31 protein-coding genes are annotated in these 23,985 nt (G+C 46.0%); 28 read left to right on the top strand and 3 right to left on the bottom strand.

The annotated features are described in order from the left end of the window. Nucleotides 1-29 precede the first annotated feature (29 nt). A complete protein-coding gene (gene serA, locus RCO25_RS13430) occupies nucleotides 30-1,622 on the bottom strand; it encodes a phosphoglycerate dehydrogenase (RefSeq protein WP_308996657.1) in 1,593 nt (530 codons plus the stop codon). Between the two features lie 240 nt (nucleotides 1,623-1,862). Here serA and RCO25_RS13425 point away from each other — a divergent pair, with 240 nt between their 5' ends. Next, a complete protein-coding gene (locus RCO25_RS13425) occupies nucleotides 1,863-2,189 on the top strand; it encodes a rhodanese-like domain-containing protein (RefSeq protein ID WP_308996656.1) in 327 nt (108 codons plus the stop codon). On the opposite strand, the gene RCO25_RS13420 is transcribed toward RCO25_RS13425, so the two are convergent. Next, the gene (locus RCO25_RS13420; protein ID WP_308996655.1) at nucleotides 2,190-3,110 is read right to left on the bottom strand and encodes a hypothetical protein; all 921 of its coding nucleotides are present in this window, start codon (nucleotides 3,108-3,110) and stop codon (nucleotides 2,190-2,192) included. 111 nt (nucleotides 3,111-3,221) lie between these two features. Here RCO25_RS13420 and RCO25_RS13415 point away from each other — a divergent pair, with 111 nt between their 5' ends. After that, nucleotides 3,222-3,815: a CPBP family intramembrane glutamic endopeptidase gene (locus tag RCO25_RS13415; protein ID WP_308996654.1), complete on the top strand. Its 594-nt coding sequence runs from the start codon at nucleotides 3,222-3,224 to the stop codon at nucleotides 3,813-3,815. Next, on the top strand, nucleotides 3,812-4,045 hold the full coding sequence (locus tag RCO25_RS13410) for a hypothetical protein (protein ID WP_308996653.1): 234 nt from the start codon (nucleotides 3,812-3,814) through the stop codon (nucleotides 4,043-4,045). Before RCO25_RS13415 ends, RCO25_RS13410 begins: the two co-directional genes overlap by 4 nt. Here RCO25_RS13410 and RCO25_RS13405 read toward each other — a convergent pair. Then, nucleotides 4,035-4,901 carry a polysaccharide deacetylase family protein gene (locus RCO25_RS13405; protein ID WP_308996652.1) on the bottom strand — a complete coding sequence of 289 codons (867 nt, stop codon included), beginning with the start codon at nucleotides 4,899-4,901 and terminating at the stop codon, nucleotides 4,035-4,037. The genes RCO25_RS13410 and RCO25_RS13405 overlap by 11 nt on opposite strands. A gap of 183 nt (nucleotides 4,902-5,084) precedes the next feature. Here RCO25_RS13405 and RCO25_RS13400 point away from each other — a divergent pair, with 183 nt between their 5' ends. The 25 genes from RCO25_RS13400 (at nucleotide 5,085) to RCO25_RS13280 (ending at nucleotide 23,742) form a co-directional block, all read left to right on the top strand. Further along, on the top strand, nucleotides 5,085-5,408 hold the full coding sequence (locus tag RCO25_RS13400; protein ID WP_308996651.1) for a hypothetical protein: 324 nt from the start codon (nucleotides 5,085-5,087) through the stop codon (nucleotides 5,406-5,408). Between the two features lie 201 nt (nucleotides 5,409-5,609). After that, nucleotides 5,610-6,224, top strand: coding sequence for a genetic competence negative regulator (locus tag RCO25_RS13395; protein WP_308996650.1), 615 nt, complete (start codon nucleotides 5,610-5,612; stop codon nucleotides 6,222-6,224). Between the two features lie 137 nt (nucleotides 6,225-6,361). Continuing rightward, nucleotides 6,362-7,612 carry a Glu/Leu/Phe/Val family dehydrogenase gene (locus RCO25_RS13390; protein WP_308996649.1) on the top strand — a complete coding sequence of 417 codons (1,251 nt, stop codon included), beginning with the start codon at nucleotides 6,362-6,364 and terminating at the stop codon, nucleotides 7,610-7,612. Nucleotides 7,613-7,627: 15 nt separating this feature from the next. Then, nucleotides 7,628-8,323 (top strand): glutamic-type intramembrane protease PrsW, encoded by a 696-nt coding sequence (prsW, locus tag RCO25_RS13385; protein WP_308996648.1) that lies wholly within the window; start codon nucleotides 7,628-7,630, stop codon nucleotides 8,321-8,323. 74 nt (nucleotides 8,324-8,397) lie between these two features. Beyond that, entirely contained in the window at nucleotides 8,398-8,559 is a 162-nt protein-coding gene (locus RCO25_RS13380) for a hypothetical protein (protein ID WP_308996647.1), read from the top strand. Between the two features lie 105 nt (nucleotides 8,560-8,664). Further along, nucleotides 8,665-10,020 (top strand): germination protein YpeB, encoded by a 1,356-nt coding sequence (ypeB, locus tag RCO25_RS13375; RefSeq protein ID WP_308996646.1) that lies wholly within the window; start codon nucleotides 8,665-8,667, stop codon nucleotides 10,018-10,020. A gap of 59 nt (nucleotides 10,021-10,079) precedes the next feature. Then, nucleotides 10,080-10,733 (top strand): flagellar brake protein, encoded by a 654-nt coding sequence (locus RCO25_RS13370; protein WP_308996645.1) that lies wholly within the window; start codon nucleotides 10,080-10,082, stop codon nucleotides 10,731-10,733. 55 nt (nucleotides 10,734-10,788) lie between these two features. Beyond that, nucleotides 10,789-10,986: a hypothetical protein gene (locus RCO25_RS13365; protein WP_308996644.1), complete on the top strand. Its 198-nt coding sequence runs from the start codon at nucleotides 10,789-10,791 to the stop codon at nucleotides 10,984-10,986. Nucleotides 10,987-11,157: 171 nt separating this feature from the next. After that, on the top strand, nucleotides 11,158-11,826 hold the full coding sequence (gene cmk / locus RCO25_RS13360; RefSeq protein WP_308996740.1) for a (d)CMP kinase: 669 nt from the start codon (nucleotides 11,158-11,160) through the stop codon (nucleotides 11,824-11,826). Nucleotides 11,827-11,829: 3 nt separating this feature from the next. Next, the gene (locus RCO25_RS13355) at nucleotides 11,830-12,408 is read left to right on the top strand and encodes a lysophospholipid acyltransferase family protein (RefSeq protein WP_308996643.1); all 579 of its coding nucleotides are present in this window, start codon (nucleotides 11,830-11,832) and stop codon (nucleotides 12,406-12,408) included. A gap of 81 nt (nucleotides 12,409-12,489) precedes the next feature. Next, nucleotides 12,490-13,725, top strand: coding sequence for a 30S ribosomal protein S1 (gene rpsA, locus RCO25_RS13350; RefSeq protein WP_308996642.1), 1,236 nt, complete (start codon nucleotides 12,490-12,492; stop codon nucleotides 13,723-13,725). A gap of 96 nt (nucleotides 13,726-13,821) precedes the next feature. Beyond that, nucleotides 13,822-14,469: a YphA family membrane protein gene (locus RCO25_RS13345; protein WP_308996641.1), complete on the top strand. Its 648-nt coding sequence runs from the start codon at nucleotides 13,822-13,824 to the stop codon at nucleotides 14,467-14,469. Next, nucleotides 14,469-15,386 carry a YIEGIA family protein gene (locus RCO25_RS13340; RefSeq protein ID WP_308996640.1) on the top strand — a complete coding sequence of 306 codons (918 nt, stop codon included), beginning with the start codon at nucleotides 14,469-14,471 and terminating at the stop codon, nucleotides 15,384-15,386. The genes RCO25_RS13345 and RCO25_RS13340 overlap by 1 nt, the downstream gene beginning before the upstream one ends. Beyond that, nucleotides 15,379-15,558 (top strand): capping complex subunit for YIEGIA, encoded by a 180-nt coding sequence (locus tag RCO25_RS13335; protein WP_308996639.1) that lies wholly within the window; start codon nucleotides 15,379-15,381, stop codon nucleotides 15,556-15,558. The genes RCO25_RS13340 and RCO25_RS13335 overlap by 8 nt, the downstream gene beginning before the upstream one ends. A 77-nt stretch (nucleotides 15,559-15,635) precedes the next feature. Further along, nucleotides 15,636-16,958, top strand: coding sequence for a ribosome biogenesis GTPase Der (gene der, locus RCO25_RS13330; RefSeq protein WP_308996638.1), 1,323 nt, complete (start codon nucleotides 15,636-15,638; stop codon nucleotides 16,956-16,958). A gap of 11 nt (nucleotides 16,959-16,969) precedes the next feature. Further along, nucleotides 16,970-17,566, top strand: a complete 597-nt coding sequence (gene plsY / locus RCO25_RS13325) for a glycerol-3-phosphate 1-O-acyltransferase PlsY (RefSeq protein WP_308996637.1) — start codon at nucleotides 16,970-16,972, stop codon at nucleotides 17,564-17,566. 10 nt (nucleotides 17,567-17,576) lie between these two features. Beyond that, nucleotides 17,577-18,611 (top strand): NAD(P)H-dependent glycerol-3-phosphate dehydrogenase, encoded by a 1,035-nt coding sequence (locus RCO25_RS13320; protein ID WP_308996636.1) that lies wholly within the window; start codon nucleotides 17,577-17,579, stop codon nucleotides 18,609-18,611. A gap of 81 nt (nucleotides 18,612-18,692) precedes the next feature. Continuing rightward, nucleotides 18,693-18,968 carry a stage VI sporulation protein F gene (locus RCO25_RS13315; protein WP_308996635.1) on the top strand — a complete coding sequence of 92 codons (276 nt, stop codon included), beginning with the start codon at nucleotides 18,693-18,695 and terminating at the stop codon, nucleotides 18,966-18,968. A 140-nt stretch (nucleotides 18,969-19,108) separates the two neighbouring features. Further along, nucleotides 19,109-19,288 carry a DUF2768 family protein gene (locus RCO25_RS13310; protein WP_183567793.1) on the top strand — a complete coding sequence of 60 codons (180 nt, stop codon included), beginning with the start codon at nucleotides 19,109-19,111 and terminating at the stop codon, nucleotides 19,286-19,288. A gap of 55 nt (nucleotides 19,289-19,343) precedes the next feature. Further along, nucleotides 19,344-19,640 carry a 2Fe-2S iron-sulfur cluster-binding protein gene (locus tag RCO25_RS13305; protein WP_308996634.1) on the top strand — a complete coding sequence of 99 codons (297 nt, stop codon included), beginning with the start codon at nucleotides 19,344-19,346 and terminating at the stop codon, nucleotides 19,638-19,640. 29 nt (nucleotides 19,641-19,669) lie between these two features. Then, nucleotides 19,670-20,272, top strand: coding sequence for a nucleotidyltransferase family protein (locus RCO25_RS13300; protein ID WP_308996633.1), 603 nt, complete (start codon nucleotides 19,670-19,672; stop codon nucleotides 20,270-20,272). Next, complete coding sequence (locus RCO25_RS13295) at nucleotides 20,272-20,619, top strand: 2Fe-2S iron-sulfur cluster-binding protein (protein ID WP_308996632.1); 348 nt, start codon at nucleotides 20,272-20,274, stop codon at nucleotides 20,617-20,619. The genes RCO25_RS13300 and RCO25_RS13295 overlap by 1 nt, the downstream gene beginning before the upstream one ends. Before the next feature lie 91 nt (nucleotides 20,620-20,710). After that, nucleotides 20,711-21,481, top strand: coding sequence for a hypothetical protein (locus RCO25_RS13290; protein ID WP_308996631.1), 771 nt, complete (start codon nucleotides 20,711-20,713; stop codon nucleotides 21,479-21,481). Between the two features lie 277 nt (nucleotides 21,482-21,758). Next, complete coding sequence (gene spoIVA, locus RCO25_RS13285; protein WP_308996630.1) at nucleotides 21,759-23,237, top strand: stage IV sporulation protein A; 1,479 nt, start codon at nucleotides 21,759-21,761, stop codon at nucleotides 23,235-23,237. Nucleotides 23,238-23,466: 229 nt separating this feature from the next. After that, nucleotides 23,467-23,742: an HU family DNA-binding protein gene (locus tag RCO25_RS13280; protein WP_053376669.1), complete on the top strand. Its 276-nt coding sequence runs from the start codon at nucleotides 23,467-23,469 to the stop codon at nucleotides 23,740-23,742. Nucleotides 23,743-23,985: the final 243 nt, after the last annotated feature.

Here is a 23,985-nt window from a genome sequence, read left to right as displayed (position 1 = left end):
TCTTTTCTTGTCATTTTATTGTATACGATTTAAAAAAGAGTGATTTCTTTTGCGGTATTAAGTTCAGGCATGCTCGTCAACTGCTCAAGCACTTCTTTTGGTGTAGCTTTATCGACTCTAAGCACCATGATCGCCGATCCGCCAACGAGCTGACGACCTACTTGCATCGTAGCGATGTTGACGTCATTATTGCCGAGAAGAGTACCTACGCGGCCGATGATACCAGGCTTATCGTTATGCGAGATCAGAATCAGGTTGCCTTCTGGCGTAACGTCCACAGGGTACTTATCAATTTGTACGATACGAGGACCATAACCTGTCAGCAATGTGCCGGAAACGACGCGCTCTTCCTTCTTCGTGCGAAGCGATACCGTTACAAGGTTAGTGAAATCCTTCGAAGCGTGTGATTTCTGAATCACGATATTTACGTCGCGAACCTTTGCAAGATGCAGGGAGTTAACGACATTAACTTGCTCGGACCCCAGGTGATGAGCAAGAACGCCGCGAACGATATGTCTAGTAAGCGGCTGAGTATCTACCTCTGCAAGCTCACCGGCATAGCCGACAACGATTTCAATGACCGCACCTTCCGTTGACTGCGCAATAAAGTTACCAAGCTTCTCGCCAAGCGTGAAGTAAGGTTGAAGAATACTTTGCAGGTTAGCAGGAATCGGAGGCATGTTAACCGCATTGATGAACGGCTCGCTGCGCAGAATGTGAAGGACCTGCTCCGAAACATCGATTGCAACGTTTTCTTGTGCTTCAACAGTTGAAGCGCCAAGATGCGGCGTCACGATAATTTTTGGATGTCCCAAGAACGGATGATCATCAGCAGGAGGTTCAATTTCGAATACATCGAATGCTGCGCCTGCAACAATACCGGCATCTACAGCATCAACCAATGCAATTTCATCGATAATTCCGCCGCGTGCGCAGTTTACGATGCGCATGCCCGGCTTCATGACTTCAAATTGTGCTTTGCCAATCATATGGCGTGTTTCCGTTGTAAGCGGCGTATGTACGGTCATGAAATCAGCATTGCGAACAATGTCATCCACGCTAGCCAGCTTAACACCGATTTTTTCTGCTCTTTCTTCCGTCATAAACGGATCGTAGCCCATGATGTCCATGCCGAAAGCTTTTGCGCGTTTGGCAACTTCGCTTCCGATACGTCCCATGCCGAGCACGCCTAATGTTTTGCCGCGAAGCTCAACGCCAAGGAAAGATTTGCGATCCCATGTACCGCCAACGGTTTTCATGTAAGCTTGTGGAATATGACGGGCAACTGCCATCATCATTGCAAAAGTATGCTCACAGGTCGTGATCGTATTGCCGTCTGGTGCATTGATTACGATAATTCCACGTTGGGTTGCTGCGTCAAGGTCGATATTATCGACACCTACACCTGCACGTCCAACGACTTTCAGTTGTTTACCAGCTTCCATTATCTTAGCGGTAACACGCGTTTGGCTGCGTACGAGCAACGCGTCGTATTCGCCGATGATGGCTACTAATTCGTCTTCGCTTAATCCAGGCTTTTTGTCGACTGCGACATCTGACGCATCAACAAGCTGCTGAATGCCCAAATCGCTAATTGGATCGGAAACTAACACTTTAAACATGTGAAGCATGCCTCCTAAATTGGGGCGAAGCTTGAAGGCTTCGCTTAATATGAACAGAAAAACCCTCTACCCGGCACCGTTGTGCAGCAGCGGGACGAGAGTTTGATCATCGATCTCAGACTTTTCTATTTTAATGCAAGGGGGTGTGGAAAAGCAATCCTCAAACTTGCTGAATTGTGAAAATTTCGTTATGATTCTAGCATCATAAACAACAAAATATGACATGGGAGGTCTTTTTACGTGGAAAAATGGCAGGATGTGACTCCTCAATTGATGCTTGATTTGCTAAACAGCGGAGAAGTTGAAGCAAACCAAATTATAGATGTGAGAGAAGATTTTGAATGGGATTATTATCATTTAGAGAATTCCGTATTAATACCTATGAATACGATACCCGCACGTTTGAACGAAGTGAATGATTCAAAGCCCATCTACATTATTTGCGCGCACGGGGTTCGCAGCGCAGCGGTTTGCGATTATTTAGAAAAACAAGGCTATAGCGGCCTCCACAACGTTACCGGCGGGATGGCAGCAATAGCCTCGTTAAAAGGATTTCAATATGACTAATTAATTCGTTTCTGAAGTGAAAAATGGCAGCTGAGGAAGCAGTGCTTGCTCGTAAAGGCGTGACTTGCTTTCAGTAAAATCACCTGACCGGACAGCTTCCGTATTGATAAGGAGATCAACAACGGCTGAAACGGTATGAACCTTCATTTTGGATGCTTGTCCCGATTCGACAAACTCGTCAACGCGGCTAGTTAAGTCCTGCGGATAATAAGAAGTAAGCTTTTTGCGAGTCAACAGCTGATCGGCCATTAATTTATTTTTGATCGTTATTGTTAGATTTTTCCACTGTGTCAGCTCAAGCAGAGCCGGCGACTTATAGTCCGAAGGAATATCAAGATCTACTGTAGCTGCCCATTTCAGCATCGCGGAATAATAAGTTTGCTGCGCGCTCAGTGCAAATTGGGAAGCAGATAGGTAGTTTTTTTCTTGATCGATGTTTTTCTTCAGCTCATTATAGGTTTGAGTCTTGGCATTAGTCGCCGCTTTTATAGAAGCGTCTTTGAAAAGCTTGAGACTGCGGATATAGCTGACTTGGGCTTGTCCAAGCAGTGGAGAGCGCTGCATGTCGACCGAGCTCGCTTCCTTAGCTTTATCATCGGCTAAACTTGCCAAATCTTTAAACATTGAAGTTGCTTCATTTGTTTTTCCTTGCGATAATTTGTTCATTGCCGTAAACCATTCGTTTTGAAATTCACGGTAAGGTAAAAATACAGTATGATAGAAAGAAACCAAATCCTGCTGTTGGTAAGGGCTTACAGAAGCGGAGGCTTGTATCGTGCCTTCTTCATCTTTTTCATACTTGGCTTCTGTCTTTTCAGTTCCGATTTGGATACCGTAGAAAAAAGCGCCGACTGAGCAAACAAGCATAAACACAAAGCCTACACTGAATAGCATTGCAGTTGTCGTTAATCGTTTTTCCATCTCTATCTCTATCTCCTTCTATGTAAAAAAATTATACTGTCGATTTGTCCTATCAGTATAGGTGAAAAGGTCGAAAAAGAAAATACGAACGTTCCAGACAGGCGGGAAGTTATGAAAAAATTTGATATTCGAAATATTCGCATCCGAAAGGTGTCCGTTGACGATCTGGATGACCGTATGCTGCTCATCAACCTATACGCGACTCAAGCGTTTACTTTTATTATCGGTTTAATATGGGTATTATTTCAGCACCAAAATTTGTTTTCTTTATTTACACCGCCGAAGGAGCTTTCATATGTCTATTGGGGAGCGGGACTGGCAGCTGCAGTTATTGTCGTTGATTTGCTCATATCTCGATTTGTGCCTGAGGAAGCAAGCGATGACGGAGGTGTAAATGAGCGTATTTTCCGTACGCGTCCGGTTTGGCATATAGCTGTTCTATCCTTGGTTGTCGCGATATGCGAGGAGCTTCTCTTTCGCGGAGCGATACAACATGCCATTGGTCCCTATTGGACAAGCATTATTTTTGCTACTATTCATGTTAGATATTTAAAACACTGGATCCCAACAGGTCTTGTGTTCTCGATAAGCTACGGACTCGGATGGATCTATATGCAATCTGGTTCAATTTTGGCGCCGATTATCGCTCATTTTCTAATTGATTTTATTATGGGGTTGATTATACGTTTCAGGAGGGAGTCATGAGCAGGAAAGAAAAGTTTGGAAATTCGAGAGCAGCACGTCAGCATGAAGAGACGGCCGCGCCGTCCAGCATCGGAACGAATTCCAATGAAGGAGAAGCTCTGCCGCCCAGGCGAAAAAAACATCCTTCGAGCAATTATAAAGTAACGAAATGGTATTATAATCTTTTATTCGTGTTGTTTGTAAGCTTAGTTGGAGGGTTATTCTGGTATGGTTTAAAATTTACGGATTAATATTGATGCTGGCAGGATCAATAAAGCCGTAGCCTTTATTTTCTAGTGCAGTAAGCAATTCATCGAGCGAATCGGCGGTCCACTTTAGCTCATGCATGAGAATATTTGCACCCGGATGAAGCTGCTCCAGCACGTTTTTGATAACGACTTCCGGCTTATCCTTGGCTGATTTATCCCAATCGAGCGAACCATTTGACCACGTCATGTAAAGCATGCCGTGGTTTTTTGCTATTTTTTTTACCGTATCTCCGCCAGAGCCGTAGGGAGGCCGGAAAAATAACGGCTTTTTATCGACCAATGCTTCGACAGCAGCTTGAACATCGTATATTTGCTTTTCAACGACGGCCTCTGTTTCATTTTTTAAAATAATGTGATCCCAGGAGTGATTGCCTATCGTTTGGCCGCGTTCATCAATCAGCTTCAATAAATCAGGGTTTTGTTTCACCCGATAGCCGTTCACGAAAAATATTGCTTTTGCCTCATGCTTGTCAAGCGTATCCAATAAGCTAGTTAATACTTCCTGATCCTTTGGTCCGTCATCGAAGGTCAGTAAAACCACTTTGTTCGTCGTGTTTTGTTCGATTGGGACGAAACGGTAAACCTCGTTCATCGAATAAAGGGGAGCCGTGTTCTTGATCTCTGCCTCGGCAGATGGTTCAGGGGTCGGATTAGCTTCTTCGTTTAGCTTAGATGCATCATTTTCCGTTATGGTCGGCGTGCTAGCAGCGGTTTCTTGGGTTACGGCGGTTGTAATTTCAGTTGCTGATGACCGGTTCCCGCTGGTTTGCTGAGAGGTGCAGGCCGTCAGAAGCGTTCCAAGAAGAAGGCTGGAGATGATTAGATGGCTTTTCTTCATTTGATGAAACCTCCTTCACTCAGTTGTTATTCCTGCTGAATCGACCTTATTGTATCATATTTGCTTATGTTCAGAATTCAGAACCAGAATGATTTCCTTATTTTATAAGGAATGAGCACACAGAGAAGCGGCCAAACTATTTAATGAAGACGAATGCTGAACAAGGAAGAGGTGTATGCGATTATGAAATTAAGTGGCTTTTTGGTCGGAGGTTTAATTGGTGCTGCAGCCACCGTTTATATGTCTCGGAAGCAGCCAGGCGCAGTTTCTTGGGCAGGCCATGCGTTATCGGATTTATGTTCTTCAGTTGCCCGGAAATCCGTCTCTAAAATCATGAGCAGATCGATAAAGGATGAGGCGTCTATGCTTTCCCCAAAGCATTCAGGCGATACCGCCGCAAAATCCGAAGCCGCTTGGGGACAGATTGAGGCTATTGTAAATAGTGATCCCCAATTGAAAAAGGAAGCGGAAAAGATCAAAGCGGAATCGTCGGCGTTAGCCCATTAATTAATCAGTCAGTTCGCGGAATCGTGGGACGCAAAGCAGAAATGCTATGCGGTCAAACGATTCTTTTTTTCGTTCAATATTAGTGCAATCGTCGAAAAGAAATGATAAAGTAGTTACATAGCACGATTTGGTCAAATCGATCACATCTTACTAAAAAATTCATAAGTTATTACAACAGATGCTGCAGAGGAGGATCCTGTCATGAAAATCGAACGACTGAGCCAGGACAAGATACGGATTTTCCTGACGTTCGACGACCTGCTGGAACGGGGGATCCAGAAGGACGACATGTGGCGCGAAATTCCAAAAGTACACGAACTATTCAGTGAAATGATGGATCAAGCATATAGTGAACTTGGATTCGATGCCAGCGGCCCGTTAGCGGTCGAAGTGTTTGCCCTCCCCGCGCAAGGTATGGTAGTGATTGTCACCCGTGGCAAAATGAACAGTCATGCAGGCGATCGGGCAACCGAAGATGACGACACGGAAGACGAAATATACGAGATGGAAGTGACGCTTGAGCAAAGCGACATCGTCATGTACTCCTTCCGCGAATTTGAAGATGTAATATCCGTTTGCAAGCAATTGCAAAGCTCCGCCCTAACTGAGGACGGGCGATTGTACTCTTATAACGGCAAGTACATTTTGGCATTGGAGCCTGCTCTCATTGAATCTTCGAGGCATAATGCTGTGATCGCTTTGCTTGCGGAGTATGGTGAAGCAACTTCGGTTACTTATGCCATGTTGGAAGAATATGGTAAAGTGATTATGCCCGAGAAAGCGGTTCGGGAAATATGTAATCATTTTAAATTTTAACAATTTGTACCTTGAAAGAGCATCTGCAGGCTGATTCTTGTCTGCACGATGCTCTTCTTGTATGTAAACTGCCATTTTAATGGAATACGGGAGAGGAAAGGCGTTCATATTAGATGTAGACAAAGGCGGTGAATGGAATGAGTGACAAAGAAGCAAATGATGTTTTGCATTCTACTCAAATTGTAATTGAGCAAGCGCTGCGAAGACTTGGCTATGATCAGGATATGATTGACTTACTTAAGGAGCCGTTGAGGATGCTTACCGTACGCATTCCGGTTAGAATGGATGATGGCACAACAAAAGTATTTACCGGCTACCGTTCTCAGCATAATGATGCAGTCGGACCTACCAAAGGCGGCGTTCGATTTCATCCGGCCGTCACCGAAAATGAAGTTAAAGCCTTATCGATATGGATGAGCCTAAAATGCGGGATTGCGGATTTACCCTATGGCGGCGGCAAGGGCGGCGTCATTTGCGATCCTCGTACGATGTCGTTTAGAGAAATAGAGCGCCTCAGCCGGGGTTACGTTCGAGCGGTAAGCCAAATTGTAGGCCCAAGCAAAGATATTCCTGCACCGGATGTCATGACGAATTCGCAGATTATGGCGTGGATGATGGATGAATACAGTCGGATTCGTGAATTTGATTCGCCTGGCTTCATTACTGGAAAGCCGCTTGTTCTAGGCGGTTCCAAGGGAAGAGAGACTGCTACTGCACGCGGAGTTGTCATTATGATTCAAGAAGCGCTAAACATTAAGCAGATTGAAATGAAAAATTCGCGAATTGTTATTCAGGGCTTTGGAAATGCCGGAAGCTACCTTGCCAAATTCATGCATGAGGCCGGTGCGCGCGTCATAGGTATTTCCGATGTGAACGGAGCGTTGTATAATGAAGATGGACTCGATATCGAATATCTGCTCGATCGTCGAGATTCATTTGGAAACGTGACGAATCTTTTCACGCAGACGATTACGAATGCAGAGCTGCTGGAGCTTGATTGCGATGTTCTGGTACCTGCGGCAATCGAGAATCAGATCACGGATCAGAATGCCCCGCGCATTCGCGCATCGATTATTGTAGAGGCTGCAAACGGCCCGACGACGCTGGAAGCGACAAAAATCTTGTCCGATAGAGGCGTGCTGCTCATTCCGGATGTTCTTGCAAGCAGTGGCGGCGTTATTGTATCCTACTTTGAATGGGTGCAAAATAATCAAGGGTACTATTGGGATGAGCAAGAGGTAGACGATAAGCTGAAGCTTATGATGATCCGAGGGTTCAACCAAGTGTACGAAATACACCGCACCCGTAAAATTGATATGCGGTTGGCCGCCTATATGGCTGGCGTTCGCAAATTAGCCGAAGCTGTTCGCTATCGCGGCTGGGTGTAAGAAAGTAGGGACTGAATGCTGTTGTTCTCTGTTTTAACGGCAGCTGTTGCGCCCGGCGTAGCACTGCTTACTTATTTATATTTGAGAGATCGCTACGAAGCCGAGCCGATCCACATGGTCGCGAGAATGTTTGTATTAGGCATTCTCGTCGTAGTTCCGATAATGGTTATTCAGCGCGGTCTTCAGCTATGGCTTGGTGACCATTCGTTTTTATTTGCTTTTGGAGAATCAGCCGGCGTTGAGGAATTTGTAAAATGGTTTGTGCTTTATCACGTTATATACAGCCACACGGAATTTGATGAGCCTTATGACGGTATCGTTTATGCGGCATCCATCTCGCTTGGCTTTGCCACGCTTGAAAATGTGCTATATGCGATCTACTCGCCGGCAACCTTCGGTACGCTGCTTGTTCGTGCATTGCTCCCGGTTTCGGGTCATGCCTTGTTTGGTATCATGATGGGGTATTACCTAGGGAAGGCGAAATTTGCTCCAAAGAACAAAAGTGTATATTTTTTGAGTATATCCCTATTGCTGCCGATCCTTTTACATGGTACCTATGATTGGATTATGATTACCGTCCGGACGAATTGGATGTGGTTCATCATTCCTTTCATGATCGCGCTTTGGGTATGGGGACTGCGTAAGATGAATCATGCCAATTCACGCTCTCCTTTTCGATTTTTGGTCCGTGAAGATGAGATTAAACTGTAGCTGATCCGTCCATACTTACATTATATAGCAATGCCTGAAAAGACGGCATTCGAATAATGGCTGAGGAGGCGCATATGGAGGCTGCAAGAATCAAGGTAACCATTCGGTGCAACGTGTGCGGAGAGAAATTCGTGCTCCGCGGACGGAGAGAAAAGGGCTCGATTGATACCGGCTTTAAACAGTGTATTTGTAATAATGCCAATGATCTTGATATTGAGGAGCATGGCATGTTTTAAAGGAAAACAAATGAAGTAGTTACAATTAAATAGATGGATGCATAAAGCTCCCTTAGGCAAACCAAACTAAAACCAGGTTTTGCACAAGAAAGGAGCTTTTGTATAATGTACCATCGACTCAGCTCGATCCTATTTCCGATTATGTCCTTGCTTTTCATAGGCGCAATTTATTGGGGCTATCAAGAGCATCAAGAAAAGAACTCGATATTGATTAAAGCCGAAAATCAGTATCAACGGGCATTTCATGACTTAACCTATCATGTCGAGCAGCTGCACCAACAGCTCGGCACGACCCTTGCGGTTAACTCCACCTCGCAAAGTTATCATCGAAAGGGTCTAGTGAACGTATGGCGTTTAACGAGTGAGGCTCAAAATGAAATCAACCAGCTTCCTCTTACGCTGCTCCCTTTCAACGAGGCGGAAGACTTTTTATCGCGTATAGCTAATTTTGCATACAAAACAGCTGTCCGCGACCTGACAAAGCAGCCGCTTACGCAAGATGAGTTCAAGACGATGAAGACGCTGTACGCGAATTCCGAGCAAATTTCCAATGAATTAATCGGCATGCAAAAAGAAGTGCTTGCGAATAATTTAAGATGGATGGACGTTGAAATTGCTCTGGCATCCGAGAAATCGAATAATGATAATACGATTGTTGACGGCTTTAAGACAGTAGACAAAAAAGTGAGCGAGTACCCGGAAATCAACTGGGGTCCTTCTGTCAGCAGCATGTATCAAAAACGGACCATTAAAATGTTGGGCGGGAAAATGGTTACCGCTGAGGATATCAAAAAGCTTGCCGCAAAATTCACACAAAACCCGAAAGCGGACATCCGCGTTGTCGAAAATGCGAAGGGGACGGAATATGCTTCTTTCTCAGCGACGGTAAACGAGGGCAAGGACAAGAAGCTTCAAATGGATTTTACGCAAAAGGGCGGACAGCTCATTTGGTTTATGAATTCGCGCGACATTGGCGAGAAAAAGGTAGACCTTGAGAAAGCAAAAGCATCAGCGGATTCTTTCCTGGACAAACATGGTTTCTCGGGAATGAAAGCCATCAGCTACGATTTGCATAACAATATGGGAGCATTCACCTACGTCAGTGTGCAAAGCGGCGTGCTCATTTATCCAGATAAGCTGACTGTGAAGGTGGCGCTGGACAATGGACAGACGGTTGGTTTGCAGGCAAATGATTACGTATATGAGCATCACAAAAGGAAGCTTCCTAGTCCAATTCTAACAAAGGCAGACGCGAAAAAGGCGCTAAATCCGGAAATGAAAGTACAATCGGAGCAATTAGCTCTAATCGACAACGATCTGGGCGAAGAAGTATTATGTTATGAATATACAGGTAAGATCAATGGTTCGCTCTACCGCATCTATGTAAATTCAGAAACAGGCTTAGAAGAATCCATTGAGGAAATGTCTCCCTACGATTCCAAGGCAGCTTCTGACAAATAACGATATGGCTCCCCTCAAATCGACGTGTTATAATGGCATGTAAATGGGGGGGAGCCAATTTGTTGCCTAAATTGAACCAAATGCTGCACTTTCAGATCGCTTCTTCAGATGAAGAGGAAGCATCTATTGAATACAAATCCCGGATTGCTGATGACCAAGAAGACGGATTTCTTATTGAAGTTCCGATCAGCGAGAAATCCGGACGTTACAAGCGACTTTTTCTAGGCGATGAGCTTTCTGTTTATTTTATTTCCGAGGATGGCATCAAAAGTTTTTTCGATTCGCATGTGCTCGGTTTTAAGGAAGACGGCGTGAAGCTAATCAAGATCCGCAAGCCTGAACCAGACCGTATAACTAAGGTTCAGCGGCGGAGCTTTCTTAGGGTGCCGGCAGAGCTGGAAATTGCGATCAAAACGGCCGGTAATTTAAGATTCGTTTGTGAAACGGATGATGTGGGCGGCGGCGGAATTTCGTTTATTTGCGATGGGAAATGGCCGCTTTCATCCGGGCAGCAGCTTGAATGCTGGTTGCTCGTGCCTTTCAAGAACGGCAGCATCGAGCATGCTTTCTTTAAAGGAGAAATTGTGAGGGTAGTAGAGCTTGATTCCGGAAGGAAGCAGGCTATGATCAAATATGTCAGTATAAACGACTCAGAACGACAGAAGGTTATCCGGTATTGTTTTGAGAAGCAGCTAGAATATCGAAATCGGTGAATAACATTTGCGATACTTGGAAAACTACCCGGAAAGAGGAAGGGGGATTTTCCAGGTGATAAAGAAACTGCTGCACAAGAAAAGAAGCCGCAATCAGATGTTAAAGCTAACAGATGACGTTAGTGCGGTATTGCGGAAAATCATTATAACGCTTGTTATTTTATTGGTATGTTCGCAGGCAGCTTTGCAAAATAATGTTGTTCGGCATTGGCTAACGGGCGTGGATCAGCGGGAAGGAACCCGCTTGAACTGACGCTTGGCTTTTGCATCTGCGTTTATAGTGTGGTATAATTTTCACGTTCGCAGGCAAAGCCTGCTTTTTTCTTGAGAGGTTTGCGTCGCATTCTTACATGCATTCGGCCAGCCGTCTCTACTAAAAGGGGGTTGACCTTAAGTGGTGCATCACGAAGGTGACAGCGACCGTATGAACATTGCGATTGACGGGCCGGCAGGCGCGGGCAAGAGCACGGTTGCACGAAAAGTCGCCGAGCAGCTTGGATATGTGTACATCGATACCGGCTCTATGTATCGCGCTGTAACACTCAGCGCCCAGCGAGCGGGAATAACGGTGTCTCAGACAGCCAAACTTGCAGAACTAGTAAGATCTTTAGAGATTGAACTTGAGCCTGGCGAGCAAGGCCAGTCCGTATTTGTGAACGGAGAAGATGTAACCGCATTGATTCGCTCGCGCGAGGTGACGCTGCAGGTATCACATATTGCAGCGAACGAGACTGTACGTGAGGTTCTCGGAGTACTGCAGCGCAAGCTTGCAGAACGCAAAGGTGTCGTAATGGACGGCCGGGATATCGGCTCACATGTACTGCCGCAAGCGGAATTGAAAATTTTTCTAACCGCATCCGTCAAGGAACGGGCACTTCGCCGTTACCGTGAAATAGTGGACAGCCAAAGCATTACGTTGGAACAATTGGAATCCGAGATTGCTGAACGTGACCGTTTGGACGAGCAACGCGATATTTCACCGTTAATTTGCGCTGCTGACGCTATCGTCCTCGATAGTACCGCCATGACAATTGATGAAGTCATTCAGACAATTGTGAAATTAAGCCGAACCAAAATGGCGGAGGCGAAGTAAACTATGTTATATCTTATTTTCCGTTTTTTACTGCGCGTTCTGTATACGCTGCTCTTTCGATTGGAAGCAAGGGGTACGGAAAATATACCTGCCACCGGTCCAGTCGTGCTTGCTTCAAATCACCTGAGTAATTTTGACCCGCCTACGGTAGGCGTCAAGGTAAAGCGCAAGGTGTATTTTATGGCAAAAGAGGAATTGTTTAGAGTTCCGGTGTTTGGTCCGCTCATTCGCGCGTTTGGCGCTTTTCCCGTGAAACGCGGCGGTGTAAGCAAGGATGCCATTAAGTCGGCGATCACACTGCTGAAGGAAGGCAATGTAATGGGGATTTTCCCAGAGGGCTCACGCAACAATCAATCCGGTGCAGCCAAGAAGGGCGCGGCCATGATTGCCGTTAGAAGCGGCGCTGCTGTAGTTCCCGTAGCCATTGTCGGCAAGTATAGACCATTTAGCAAAATCGTCGTTTGTTACGGCAAGCCTGTCGATCTTACCGCACTTATTGAGGAATCATCTCCAGACATGCTTGAACAAGTAACAGATGCCATTATGGCTCGCATTCGCGAGCTTGCTTCGAACAATCGTTAATGTATGTTTTAAATGCTGCTCTCGCTCTAGGCGCTTGCGGATTTAAATAAAGTTGGGGTATGAACTGAGGAGGTTATTTCAATGTCAGAAGAAACTAATGTGCAAGAATCCGTGGCGGAAGAAGTAAGCCAAGACGCTTTGGATAATTTCGTGTCTTTGAAAAAAGGCGATTCCGTTAAAGGTACGATCGTCAAAATCGAAGATAACCAAGCTTATGTAAGCCTTGGATATAAATATGACGGTGTTATTCCGATTCGCGAGCTTTCTGCGGTGCAGATTGAAAACGCTACGGATGCTGTTCAAATCGGTCAAGAGGTTGAGCTTAAAGTGGTTAGCATCGACGACGAGAAAGAAAAGCTTGTTCTTTCGAAGCGTCAAGTTGACGGCGAGAAAGCATGGGATCTTCTTCAAGAACGCTTTGACAACGGCGAAGTATTTGAAGTTGCTGTTGCTGATGTTGTTAAAGGCGGCCTCGTTGCCGATGTTGGCGTTCGCGGATTTATTCCTGCTTCTATGGTTGAGCGTCACTTTGTTGAAGATTTCTCCGATTACAAAGGCCGCACGCTTCGCGTGAAGGTTAAAGAAATCGACCGTGAAAACAACAAAGTCATTCTTTCTCAAAAAGAAGTGCTTGACGCTGAATTCGAGCAAAGCAAGAAGCAAGTGATTGCAGCGCTTGAAGTTGGTCAAGAACTTGAAGGTACTGTTCAACGTCTTACACCGTTCGGTGCGTTTGTTGATATCGGCGGTATTGACGGTCTTGTTCACGTATCCGAGCTTTCATGGCAGCATGTAGCACATCCGAAGGATGTTGTTTCTGAAGGTCAAGCTGTTCGTGTTAAAGTACTTAAAGTTGATCCAGCTGCTGGCAAAATCAGCCTCAGCCTGAAAGCTGCGCAACCAGGTCCTTGGGATTCTGCAGGCGGTCAATTTGCAATTGGTGATATCGTAACAGGTACAGTTCGCCGTCTCGTTCCATTCGGAGCTTTCGTTGAAATTGCTCCTGGCGTTGAAGGACTTGTTCACATTTCCCAAATCGCTCACCGTCACATTGCGACTCCTAACGAGGTTCTTCAAGAAGGCCAAGAAGTACAAGCGAAAGTTCTTGACTTCAACCCTGCTGAAAAACGCGTTAGCCTAAGCATTAAAGAAACAGAAGAAGCTCCTGAACAAGCTGCTCCAAGCGCAAGACCGGATAGAGCTCCTCGTTCGCCAAAAATCGAAAAAATCGATAATCCGAATGTTAGCTTGAGCAATGAAAGCATGAGCTATTCTCTTGCAGAGCGTTTTGGCGATAAGCTTAAAAATCTTAAATAATAATTTTTTATATAAAAAAGAGCTGTTTCTGCGATCTGTCGCAGGAATAGCTCTTTTTTTTTGGTGCATAATAGGGGGTACAAGAGGTGATATAACGTGAATCCCGGTTTTATGTCGATTTGGATTATGATGATAACTTTCATTCTAATCGCGACAGGTTGGAAGACCTATTTAGCTCCGGAAATAAGCAGCCGCATGATGGCGCTTCTAGGAATCTTTATGGTTATGCTGCTCGTTTTCCCGCTGTGGTGGTCGCCATTTCCCGAGTTCATTCGACTTGAAATCCATATGAGCGTTTGTTTGATGCTTGTGATTGGAGTGTTGATGTCGAATAGAGCGTCCGAGGCAAGGAGCTATTTTGGCTATTTGATTTTGTGCACCCTTATGATCTCAATCATTTGGGGATTCATTCGCAAGATGTATAGCTATGATCCTGTATTTTATTGGATAGGTCCAAATTGGGATGCACCATTGTTAGCTGGAATATTTTGCGGGGCTTTTACCTCTCAGGTAAAACATCAATTTGGAATGATGGTTTGGGGAGCGGTGCTTGGTGAAACGTTAAATACAGTCCTTCAATCCGGTGCATATACGGCTCATATTGGTCAATCAAGCTGGTGGGACAGCTTTTGGATTGCTCTTGCGACAGCCAGGGTGTTTAGCTTGCTCCTCAGAGCGATTCGTACGGGTGCATCGAAGCTTAGCGTAAAGCTATGGCATATTAAGGGAGGACGTTCTTCATAATGCAGCATTATCTCGTCCAAAATAAGTTTTTGGTTGGCGTTTTGTTAGGTATCACTTTCGGAATTATTTCGCGCTTGCTAATGCTTAGAACTGATTATCGACAGTATCCGACATATCCGCATGGTCGTATCATCCATATTTCATTAGGTGTTATCGCAGCGGCATTAGGCGCTGTAGCCGTCCCCGCATTGTTTAATAAGGACTATACGGCAATCACCTTCCTTTCACTTGCTGCACAGCAGTTTAGAGATGTTCGTAAGATGGAACGCGAAACATTGACTAAAATAGACAGTATGGAATTGGTTGGGCGGGGATCAACCTATATCGAAGGAATAGCCATGGTATTTGAAGGTCGGAATTACTTAGTGATCATGACTGCTTTGCTGACAAGCTTATTTAGCATTATGTTGAATATCTGGATAGGTATTCTTGCCGGTATTTTATCGCTGCTGCTTGTCGAAAAGCTGAAATCAGGCAAGGCCGTTTCTCATATCGCTGCTGTTCAATCTGCGGAAGTTAGAGTCGATGGTCCTGATTTGTTCGTAGGAGATATTTATATTATGAACGTGGGGCTAAAAGCCAATCAAGAAATTATCGCTGAACGGGGAATGGGTTTTATTTTGACGCCCTACAATTCAAACGGAAAAGTAACCATAAGCAATCTGGGACAACGTCAAGCCATTCTTTATGATATGGCTACGATATTAGGTGTGTACCGGGATGACGGGGAACCGGCATTAATACCAATGGCCAAGCTTGATATGAAGGATGGCCGCTTGGCTGTATTTATTTTGCCCCAGGAAATGGATGCGGACAAAGGAAAGCAAGTCATTATGCGAGTACCGATATTAGAGTCGGCCGTTCGCATGCCTACGGAAGCATCTGTCAATAAGAAAGGGGCAAGCGATAATGGCTAAGATTGTCGCCGTCGTATCGATGAAGCCGGAAACTGTAGGAGGAGGCGCTCCCATTTTCCTAGTAGAAAGTGCGGACAAGCTGGAGGAAACCTCGTTCCTCCTCGAGAAGATATTGGATGCAAGCGCGCATGATTTGAAGAATGGTACAATAATCCTAGTGAATCACCGATAATAGAAAAGTTAGCCAAGAACGCACTTTTTTGCTATGATGGTTAACGTGAGTATTTTTGAAGGAGTGGAAAACAAACTATGGCAAGACCCGTTATCGCTATCGTCGGTCGTCCGAATGTGGGTAAATCCACGATTTTCAATAGGGTCATCGGCGACCGTCTAGCAATTGTTGAGGATAAACCGGGTGTCACGCGTGACAGACTTTACGGCACCGGAGAGTGGAATGGAAAACCGTTCAGCATTATTGATACTGGCGGTATTGAAATTGATGGTGAAGATGAAATCATGAAATCTGTTCGTATGCAGGCTGAACTCGCTATTGAAGAGGCTGATGTGATTATCTTTATGGCCGATGCGAAGACCGGCTTGACGCACGCGGATGATGAAGTAGCTCAAATGCTGTTCCGTTCAGGCAAGCCTGTTGTACTTGCAGTTAATAAAGTTGATAATCATGGCCGTATGGACGAGGTTTATGAGTTTTATGGGCTCGGCTTCGGTCAGCCTATTGCAATTTCCGGTTCACATGGTTTAGGCATCGGCGATTTGCTTGACGCCGCTGTTGAGCTGCTGCCGGAGCAAACGGATGACGGCTATGATGAGGATGTTATTCGCGTTGCATTGATTGGACGGCCTAACGTTGGTAAATCCTCGCTCGTTAATGCGCTTCTTGGCGAGGACCGTGTAATTGTAAGCAATGTAGCAGGTACGACACGCGATGCAATCGATACGCCTTTTGAACGTGACGGCCAACGGTACGTATTAATCGATACGGCTGGTATGCGCAAGCGCGGCAAGGTGTATGAATCAACGGAGAAGTACAGCGTAATGCGTGCGATGAAAGCGATCGAGCGCGCGGATGTGGTTCTTGTGTTGATAAACGGGGAAGAAGGCATTATTGAGCAGGACAAGCATATCGCAGGTTATGCCCATGAAGCAGGAAAAGCCTCGATATTTGTTGTGAACAAGTGGGATGTCGTCGAGAAAGACGAGAAGACGATGCAAGTTTTCTCGCAAAATATCCGCGATCATTTCTTGTTTATGTCTTATGCCCCAATTGTTTATCTATCTGCTTTGACGAAACAGCGCTTACAAAAGCTGCTGCCTGTCGTTAAGCATGTATCGGAGCAGCATGCCATGCGTATTCAGACGCATCTTCTTAATGATGTCGTTTCGGACGCTGTGGCGATTAATCCGCCGCCATCCGACAAAGGCAAACGTCTGCGCATCAATTATGTTACGCAGGTTGCGACCAAGCCGCCGACGATCGTTGTATTTGTGAACGATCCGGAAATCATGCATTTCTCGTATGAGCGTTATTTGGAAAATAAAATCCGTGCAGCATTTAATTTTGAAGGGACGCCAATACGAATATTCTCGCGTCGTAAGTCCGAGGAAGATTAGGGGAGAGTAGCTTGTTATATGGAGTAATCGCGATTGCTTTAAGCTATTTGTTAGGTTCAGTTTCTTTCAGTATCGTTATTGCAAAATGGGTTAAAGGCATCGATATCCGTCAGCATGGCAGCGGCAATGCAGGGGCAACGAATACATTGCGGGTGCTCGGCAAAGGGCCGGGCTTACTCGTGTTTGTACTTGATATCGCAAAAGGCGTTGCTGCTGTTTGGATCGGGCACGGCCTAGGCGAAAATGACTGGATTCCGGTTCTATGCGGACTGGCAGCCATCGTTGGTCATAATTGGCCGATATGGTTTCGGTTTAAAGGCGGCAAAGGAATTGCTACGACAGTTGGCGTTATTGCCACGCTTGCGTTCATCCCTGCTCTCTGTGCAGGTGTAGTTGCGATTGCAACGATCGCTATAACCCGATACGTATCTTTGGGATCGTTATTGTTTGCGGCTTTAACGCCATTATTCATTTCCATCTTTTATTTTTCCGTACCTTTACTTTGTGCAAGTCTTCTGATCTGTATATTTGCTTTCGTACGCCATCGGACGAATATCGTAAAGCTGTTTCAAGGAACGGAAAATAAGCTAGGTGCTAAGAAAGGATAGTGAGCGTCGCATGACAAACCAGAGTGGAGAAAAACAGAAATTTGCAGCCGTGCTCGTTGCGGGGAGCTGGGGCACTGCGCTTGCTTCCGTACTCGCAAATAATGGCTATCAGGTACGGCTATGGACGCGCAATAAGGAACAAGCGGAGGATATTAACCGCAACCGTGTAAACAGCAAGTTTCTGCCGGATGTCCAGCTGCCGGAGCTTATTCATGCAACCACCGATATCGAGTATGCGCTGCAGGATGCCGAGCTAGCCTTATTCGTAGCGCCATCTGGCGCGATGCGCGAGGTGGCAAGGCAAGCTGCACCTTATTTGTCCAGCGAAACGCTCGTGGTGCATGCAACGAAAGGCTTTGAGACGGATACGCTGAAGAGGATGACAGCTGTGCTCTCGGAAGAGCTCAACCGCTCGCTAGATCAACTGGTCGTGCTCTCAGGTCCTAGTCACGCGGAAGAAGTCATCCTGAAGCAGCCAACAACGGTTGTTGTTGCGTCAGCAAACATTGAAGCAGCGGAGCAAGCACAAGATGCTTTGATGAATACGGATTTCCGTGTGTATACGAATCCTGATGTCGTTGGTGTAGAGGTTGCCGGAGCAATCAAGAACATTATTGCTTTGGGAGCGGGTTTGACCGACGGACTGCAATTCGGAGATAACGCAAAGGCTGCTTTGCTTACGCGCGGGCTGGCTGAAATCGGCAGGTTGGGCACAGCTATGGGGGCGAATCCGCTCACTTTTGCCGGACTTGCAGGCGTAGGCGATCTCGTCGTTACCTGTACAAGCAAGCACAGTCGCAACTGGCGCGCGGGTTACATGCTTGCCGACGGAACGCCGCTCGATGAGGTGCTTAGCCGCATGGGGATGGTCGTGGAGGGCGTTAGAACCACCCGCGCCGCTTATGATTTAGCGAAACAATATGAGGTTGAAATGCCGATAACGTTTCAGCTGTATGAGGTATTATTCGCGAACAAAGCGCCAAGGACTGCCGTTGAACATTTAATGGGCAGGCTCAAGACACATGAAATTGAGGATCTAGGCTAAGGACCAGCGCCTACACCAAACATCTGCCCTTCTCATATGATGCATGGAGCAAGACACTTGCGCATCCTGGAGGTGTAGGATATGGCGAAGGATTTTTCCAAAGATATTCTCAACTCGATAAACAAAAAAACCGGCAAAGGTATTTCCGAGAGTTCTGTCAAAAAGCTGGCTAGCGGCGTTACACCAGAAACGATGAAGGACGAAGCGGAGCTTCGCAAGCTGATCAAGCAGGTGTCAGAAATGGCAAAGGTTAAGGTTGCTGATTCGACCGTCAATGAAATCGTGAAGGCTGTAAAAGCTAGTGGCATGAACGCAAGCAATATGGAAACGCTGATGAAAATGATGATCAAAAAATAAAGCGCAGTTTTGGCAAAAGCGATAGGCGACCCGAATTTTATCATTCGGTGCAGCGTCCTGTCAGCTTTTGTCCTTTTTTTTATGCGATGTTATAATGGATGAGAATTCATTATGATATAGATTAGGAGAATGGAATTACTATGGATGCAATGACAAAAATGTGGGTTTCGCTTTTCGGCATTGGGATGATGGCGATTGCGGCCCTTTTAATTACGTTTGCCCGTATGAAAACGAAGGGCGCTTTGAAATTCGTACTGTCACTCATTGCTTTTTTTATTTTGATAATCGGATTTATTTGCGGACTAATATCCATTATTTAACTGGATCTACATAGGGACAATAGATTACTAACGGAAATGGAGATTTAGACATACAATGATTGAATTAAAGGGTAGAACCAAAACGGCTGTCGTAGAGGCGGAAGCAGGCTTGTCGCTGCTTGATCTTGCAATGAAACACAATATTGATTGGAGCTTTTCGTGCGCACGCGGGACTTGCGCCCGTTGTCGCTGCTTGATAACGGAAGGTGCGGACCAGCTTGAAGGCATCACGGACGAAGAGTGGGATCGCCTTGAGCCGGAGGAGTTTGAAGAAGGCTATCGACTAGGCTGCCAGGCAATCGTCAAAACCGCTAAAGCAAAAATTACAGCTGCGAATAAGCCATATTTTTAATGTTAATGCCGTGGAAGGAAGTGCCGGCGATGACCGAAAATGCACGCATTCATAACGCGCTGGCCGTCGTGAAAAAAGCAACAGAAGCAAGTGCTTCGGAATGGGTATTAGGCGGAAGCACCAGCCTTATGCTTCGGGGCTTCCCATTATCAGCCTTGCCGCGTGATTTGGATATATATTGCGACGAAGAGAATATCGATGCGATCCACAAGGCGTTGGAGCCCTATGCGCTTGACCAACCGGCAATAAGCGAAACCGGCATGTACCACTCTATTCTGAGTCATTACCTCATCCATGATATACAGGTTGAGTTGGTCGGAGGTTTCCAGGTGAAGGCAAGCGGCTGCCACTATGAGACCATGGTGCGGAAGGTGCTTCTGGATTTTTCCGACCATATCTATTTAAGCGATGTTGAAGTGACTGTGCCCATCGTGCCCCTAGCGCATGAGCTTTGGTTTAATTTTTTGCGTGATCGAATGGACCGTGTTGATCTCATCGTTCAAGCCTTTGCCGAGGCACCTGCGCTGCATGGACGTGCAATGCACGCTATCGAAGCAAAGAACTCGTTCACAGCAGAGGCGTTGCGTAGTCTCCATCTTATATTATCAAATCGAGAGGCCGGTGGTTTGTGATGGATGGAGAGGTAACCTTTTGGCCATCTGGGAAGACGGTTAAGGTTAAACGGGGTACAACGCTGCTAGACGCCGCCAGACGCGCGAATATACCTATCCGCACACGATGCGGAGGCAAAGCCGCATGCTTCATGTGCAAGGTCACAGTGCGGCCAGGAAGCGAGCTATTGCCGATTGCGGATAATGAAGAACGTAAGCTATCCGGCTTAGATGGCGACCATATTAGGCTTTCCTGCCAAGCAAGGGTAGCGGGCAAGGTGAACGTGGAAATACCGTTAGATCCGCTGCGGGCAGCGGTTGCGCGACAGCTCGCGCGCCAAGCGGAGGAAAACGACGATTTGTGGTAGGAAGATCTTACGAAGAAGGTTTGTTATACAAACCTAAGCACAGGCTTACGAAGAAGGTTTGTTACACAAACCTTTAAGGGAGGTTATTCGAGTGAACGGTTATACAAAGAGTGGTGCGCTGCGTGGCATTCGTCTTTTAGCATTGCTAACTGCGCTTGGCGTTATGCTCATTTCATTGACGGGCTGCTTGTATCCTAAGGATCGGCTGAAACAAAATCAGACCGCCCCAAAAGAAGCAGTCCGCAACGTGCAGGCAGCCATTGACCAGTACAAAACAGAGACAGGCATGCTGCCGATCAAAAACAGCACAGCCGAAACGCCTAAGTATGAAAAATTTTATGTGGATTTTGCAAAGCTTGGTCGGACAGGCTATTTAAGCGATATCCCAGCTGCTGCATTTGAAAAAGGAGGCAGCTATAGCTTTCTTGTCATCGATGAGGAAACTTCGCCAAGAGTAAAGCTGCTGGATATCCTCGCTTTCCAGCAGATTAACGATATTCAGAATTGGGTAACGACTTATATTCAGACGAACAGTGTGCTGCCAAAGGGAGAGCAAACCTACCCCGGTTTTTATCAAATCGATTATAAAGAAATGAATAAGTCGGCTCCCACGATACGAAGCGTTTTTACAGGGCAAACCCTGCAGGCTCTCGTTGATGAAAACGGCGTCGTATATTCCGACTATGGCATAGACATCATGCAATACATTCAAAAAAGCGACAAAAAAGATTATGCTGCAGATTTTGATTTGCGCGCGCTGCTTGTAGACGGATCAGACTTTGTTCCGGTAAAGGCTCCTGTATACCACTTGGTAAACCAAGAGCCGCAGGCCGTAAAGCCATATGACATGCCGTTTTATTAATAAATTCAGCTTTAATCCTTTCCGAGACGAATGTCTGGGAGAGGATTTTTTTGCTTTCAAGGGTCATAGATTTGCATTTTTTCTCATATAACTCAGTCTTGGAAGGAAAGCCCGCAGCGTAAGAAAAAAAAGTTTTCGCAGAAGGAATCGTCATAATCGGAAAGCCTGCACATATGATGTTACTAGTCCAAAAGCATGTACGAGTTGCGTCGCTGGCCTACCCTATTGACCGGTGGATGGCGGCGAACCGGAAAAATCAATTGGGAGGGGATATTCAGTGGAGAAAGTGGACATTTTCAAGGACATAGCCGAAAGAACCGGCGGGGATATTTACCTCGGGGTTGTAGGGGCAGTCCGGACGGGCAAATCAACGTTTATTAAACGGTTTATGGAGACGGTTGTACTTCCGAACATTGCTAATGAATCAGACCGTGTGAGAGCCGTGGACGAACTTCCTCAAAGCGCCGCAGGTAAGACGATTATGACAACAGAGCCTAAATTTGTTCCGAATCAAGCGGTTCAACTCAGGGTTACCGATGGACTTGAGGTAAACGTGAGATTGGTCGATTGTGTTGGATATGCGGTTGAAGGCGCGAAGGGCTATGAGGACGAAAATGGTCCACGTATGATCACGACTCCTTGGTTTGATGAACCGATTCCTTTCCAGGAAGCAGCTGAGATTGGAACACGAAAAGTAATCCAAGAGCATTCGACACTCGGTGTTGTTGTAACGACAGACGGCTCAATCGCAGAAATTCCGCGCAGCTCCTATGTGGTAGCAGAAGAGCGTGTCATCAACGAGTTGAAGGAAGTCGGCAAGCCATTTGTGCTCGTCATTAACTCCACTCGCCCTAAGAGTGAAGAAGCGCTGCAATTGCGCAATGAGCTGCAAGCGAAATACGATATCCCGGTTATGACGCTTAGCGTGGCGACCATGGGCGAGGAAGAAGTCATCTCCGTTCTGCGGGAAGTGCTTTACGAATTCCCTGTTCATGAAGTTAATGTAAATCTGCCGAGCTGGGTTATGGTGCTGAATGATAATCATTGGCTCCGCAGCAACTATGAGAGCTCTGTTCGCGATACGGTTAAGGATATTCGCCGATTACGCGACGTCGATCGAGTAGTTACTCAGTTCATGGAATATGATTTCATTGCCAGGGCAGGCCTTAGCGGCATGAACATGGGGCAGGGAGTCGCGGAGATTGACTTGTATGCGCCAGATGAGCTGTATGACCGCATTCTTATGGAGGTCGTTGGGGTAGAGATTCGGGGCAAGGACCACTTGCTTCAGCTGATGCAGGAATTCTCTCATGCCAAAAGGGAGTATGACCGATTTGCGGAAGCGCTCGAGATGGTCAAAACAACGGGTTACGGCATTGCGGCGCCGACACTTGCGGAAATGGCACTCGATGAGCCGGAGCTAATCCGTCAAGGCTCGCGCTTTGGGGTTAGACTGAAGGCTACAGCACCGTCCATCCATATGATCCGAGTCGATGTAGAATCGGAATTCGCTCCGATTATCGGAACGGAGAAGCAAAGTGAAGAGCTGGTCAGATACTTAATGCAAGACTTTGAGAACGATCCGATCAAAATTTGGGAGTCTGATATATTCGGCCGCTCCCTGCATTCCATTGTGCGTGAAGGCATCCAAGGAAAAATTGCAATGATGCCTGATAATGCACGCTACAAGCTGCAAGAGACGCTTGGACGAATCATAAACGAGGGCTCTGGCGGATTGATTGCAATCATCTTGTAAGTAAAAAAAATTAGTATACAGATAAGCCGCTGCCAAATAGGGAGCGGTTTTATTTGTTTTGGAGGAATTGAAGCTTAGCACTTGAAATTGGCAAACGGCTGTATTACTATAGGTTTGTTCGGTCAAAAGGTATATTTTTGAAGTTTTCCGTTAATAAGAGGGATAAGATGAGCGTTTATATGCTAGCCATGAGATTAATGCAGAACTGCACTTTGGAGGAGGTGAAACAATGAACAAAACAGATTTGATTACGAAGGTAGCTGAATTGACCGATCTTTCGAAGAAAGACGCAACGAAAGCAGTTGATGCTGTTTTTGATGCTATTTCCGACGCGCTGCAAAGCGGAGATAAAGTGCAATTGGTTGGGTTTGGTAACTTCGAAGTTCGCGAGCGTCAAGCCCGTAAAGGCCGCAACCCGCAAACCGGAGATCCAATCGAGATCGCAGCAAGCAAGACACCTGCTTTTAAACCGGGAAAATCACTCAAGGACCTTGTATCCAATTAAGCATACTTAGAGCATAAACGAATTGAACCCATCCGTACGGATGAGAACAAAGCGAGTTATGTGCCGGAATATAAGCAATTACATAAGGAGAAAACTTATTAATGCTTATATTTTGCGTTGGAAACGCTCGGACGGGAAACCGTTCGAGCGTTTTTTGTCTGGAGGCAGACGTGTATGGATTGCACAAACGTCATACTTACACTATAATTCACATGGATAGCTTGGAAATACGGATGCGGAGGG

It is taken from the genome of Paenibacillus sp. LHD-38, assembly GCF_031157315.1.
In the GTDB taxonomy this organism is placed as follows: Bacteria; Bacillota; Bacilli; order Paenibacillales; family Paenibacillaceae; genus Pristimantibacillus.
This window is presented reverse-complemented; position numbering and strand designations above follow the sequence as displayed.

Excerpts from the sequence above, each read along its gene's own strand:
- RCO25_RS13320 (WP_308996636.1), top strand. The coding sequence starts at position 17,577 with ATGACAAACCAGAGTGGAGAAAAACAGAAATTTGCAGCCGTGCTCGTT.
- RCO25_RS13280 (WP_053376669.1), top strand. The coding sequence starts at position 23,467 with ATGAACAAAACAGATTTGATTACGAAGGTAGCTGAATTGACCGATCTT.
- RCO25_RS13295 (WP_308996632.1), top strand. The coding sequence starts at position 20,272 with ATGGATGGAGAGGTAACCTTTTGGCCATCTGGGAAGACGGTTAAGGTT.
- RCO25_RS13410 (WP_308996653.1), top strand. The coding sequence starts at position 3,812 with ATGAGCAGGAAAGAAAAGTTTGGAAATTCGAGAGCAGCACGTCAGCAT.
- RCO25_RS13315 (WP_308996635.1), top strand. The coding sequence starts at position 18,693 with ATGGCGAAGGATTTTTCCAAAGATATTCTCAACTCGATAAACAAAAAA.
- RCO25_RS13390 (WP_308996649.1), top strand. The coding sequence starts at position 6,362 with ATGAGTGACAAAGAAGCAAATGATGTTTTGCATTCTACTCAAATTGTA.
- RCO25_RS13420 (WP_308996655.1), bottom strand. The coding sequence starts at position 3,110 with ATGGAAAAACGATTAACGACAACTGCAATGCTATTCAGTGTAGGCTTT.
- RCO25_RS13300 (WP_308996633.1), top strand. The coding sequence starts at position 19,670 with ATGACCGAAAATGCACGCATTCATAACGCGCTGGCCGTCGTGAAAAAA.
- RCO25_RS13305 (WP_308996634.1), top strand. The coding sequence starts at position 19,344 with ATGATTGAATTAAAGGGTAGAACCAAAACGGCTGTCGTAGAGGCGGAA.
- prsW (WP_308996648.1), top strand. The coding sequence starts at position 7,628 with ATGCTGTTGTTCTCTGTTTTAACGGCAGCTGTTGCGCCCGGCGTAGCA.
- rpsA (WP_308996642.1), top strand. The coding sequence starts at position 12,490 with ATGTCAGAAGAAACTAATGTGCAAGAATCCGTGGCGGAAGAAGTAAGC.
- RCO25_RS13400 (WP_308996651.1), top strand. The coding sequence starts at position 5,085 with ATGAAATTAAGTGGCTTTTTGGTCGGAGGTTTAATTGGTGCTGCAGCC.
- RCO25_RS13405 (WP_308996652.1), bottom strand. The coding sequence starts at position 4,901 with ATGAAGAAAAGCCATCTAATCATCTCCAGCCTTCTTCTTGGAACGCTT.
- serA (WP_308996657.1), bottom strand. The coding sequence starts at position 1,622 with ATGTTTAAAGTGTTAGTTTCCGATCCAATTAGCGATTTGGGCATTCAG.
- RCO25_RS13310 (WP_183567793.1), top strand. The coding sequence starts at position 19,109 with ATGGATGCAATGACAAAAATGTGGGTTTCGCTTTTCGGCATTGGGATG.
- RCO25_RS13355 (WP_308996643.1), top strand. The coding sequence starts at position 11,830 with ATGTTATATCTTATTTTCCGTTTTTTACTGCGCGTTCTGTATACGCTG.
- RCO25_RS13335 (WP_308996639.1), top strand. The coding sequence starts at position 15,379 with ATGGCTAAGATTGTCGCCGTCGTATCGATGAAGCCGGAAACTGTAGGA.
- ypeB (WP_308996646.1), top strand. The coding sequence starts at position 8,665 with ATGTACCATCGACTCAGCTCGATCCTATTTCCGATTATGTCCTTGCTT.
- RCO25_RS13395 (WP_308996650.1), top strand. The coding sequence starts at position 5,610 with ATGAAAATCGAACGACTGAGCCAGGACAAGATACGGATTTTCCTGACG.
- RCO25_RS13415 (WP_308996654.1), top strand. The coding sequence starts at position 3,222 with ATGAAAAAATTTGATATTCGAAATATTCGCATCCGAAAGGTGTCCGTT.
- RCO25_RS13380 (WP_308996647.1), top strand. The coding sequence starts at position 8,398 with ATGGAGGCTGCAAGAATCAAGGTAACCATTCGGTGCAACGTGTGCGGA.
- der (WP_308996638.1), top strand. The coding sequence starts at position 15,636 with ATGGCAAGACCCGTTATCGCTATCGTCGGTCGTCCGAATGTGGGTAAA.
- RCO25_RS13340 (WP_308996640.1), top strand. The coding sequence starts at position 14,469 with ATGCAGCATTATCTCGTCCAAAATAAGTTTTTGGTTGGCGTTTTGTTA.
- cmk (WP_308996740.1), top strand. The coding sequence starts at position 11,158 with ATGAACATTGCGATTGACGGGCCGGCAGGCGCGGGCAAGAGCACGGTT.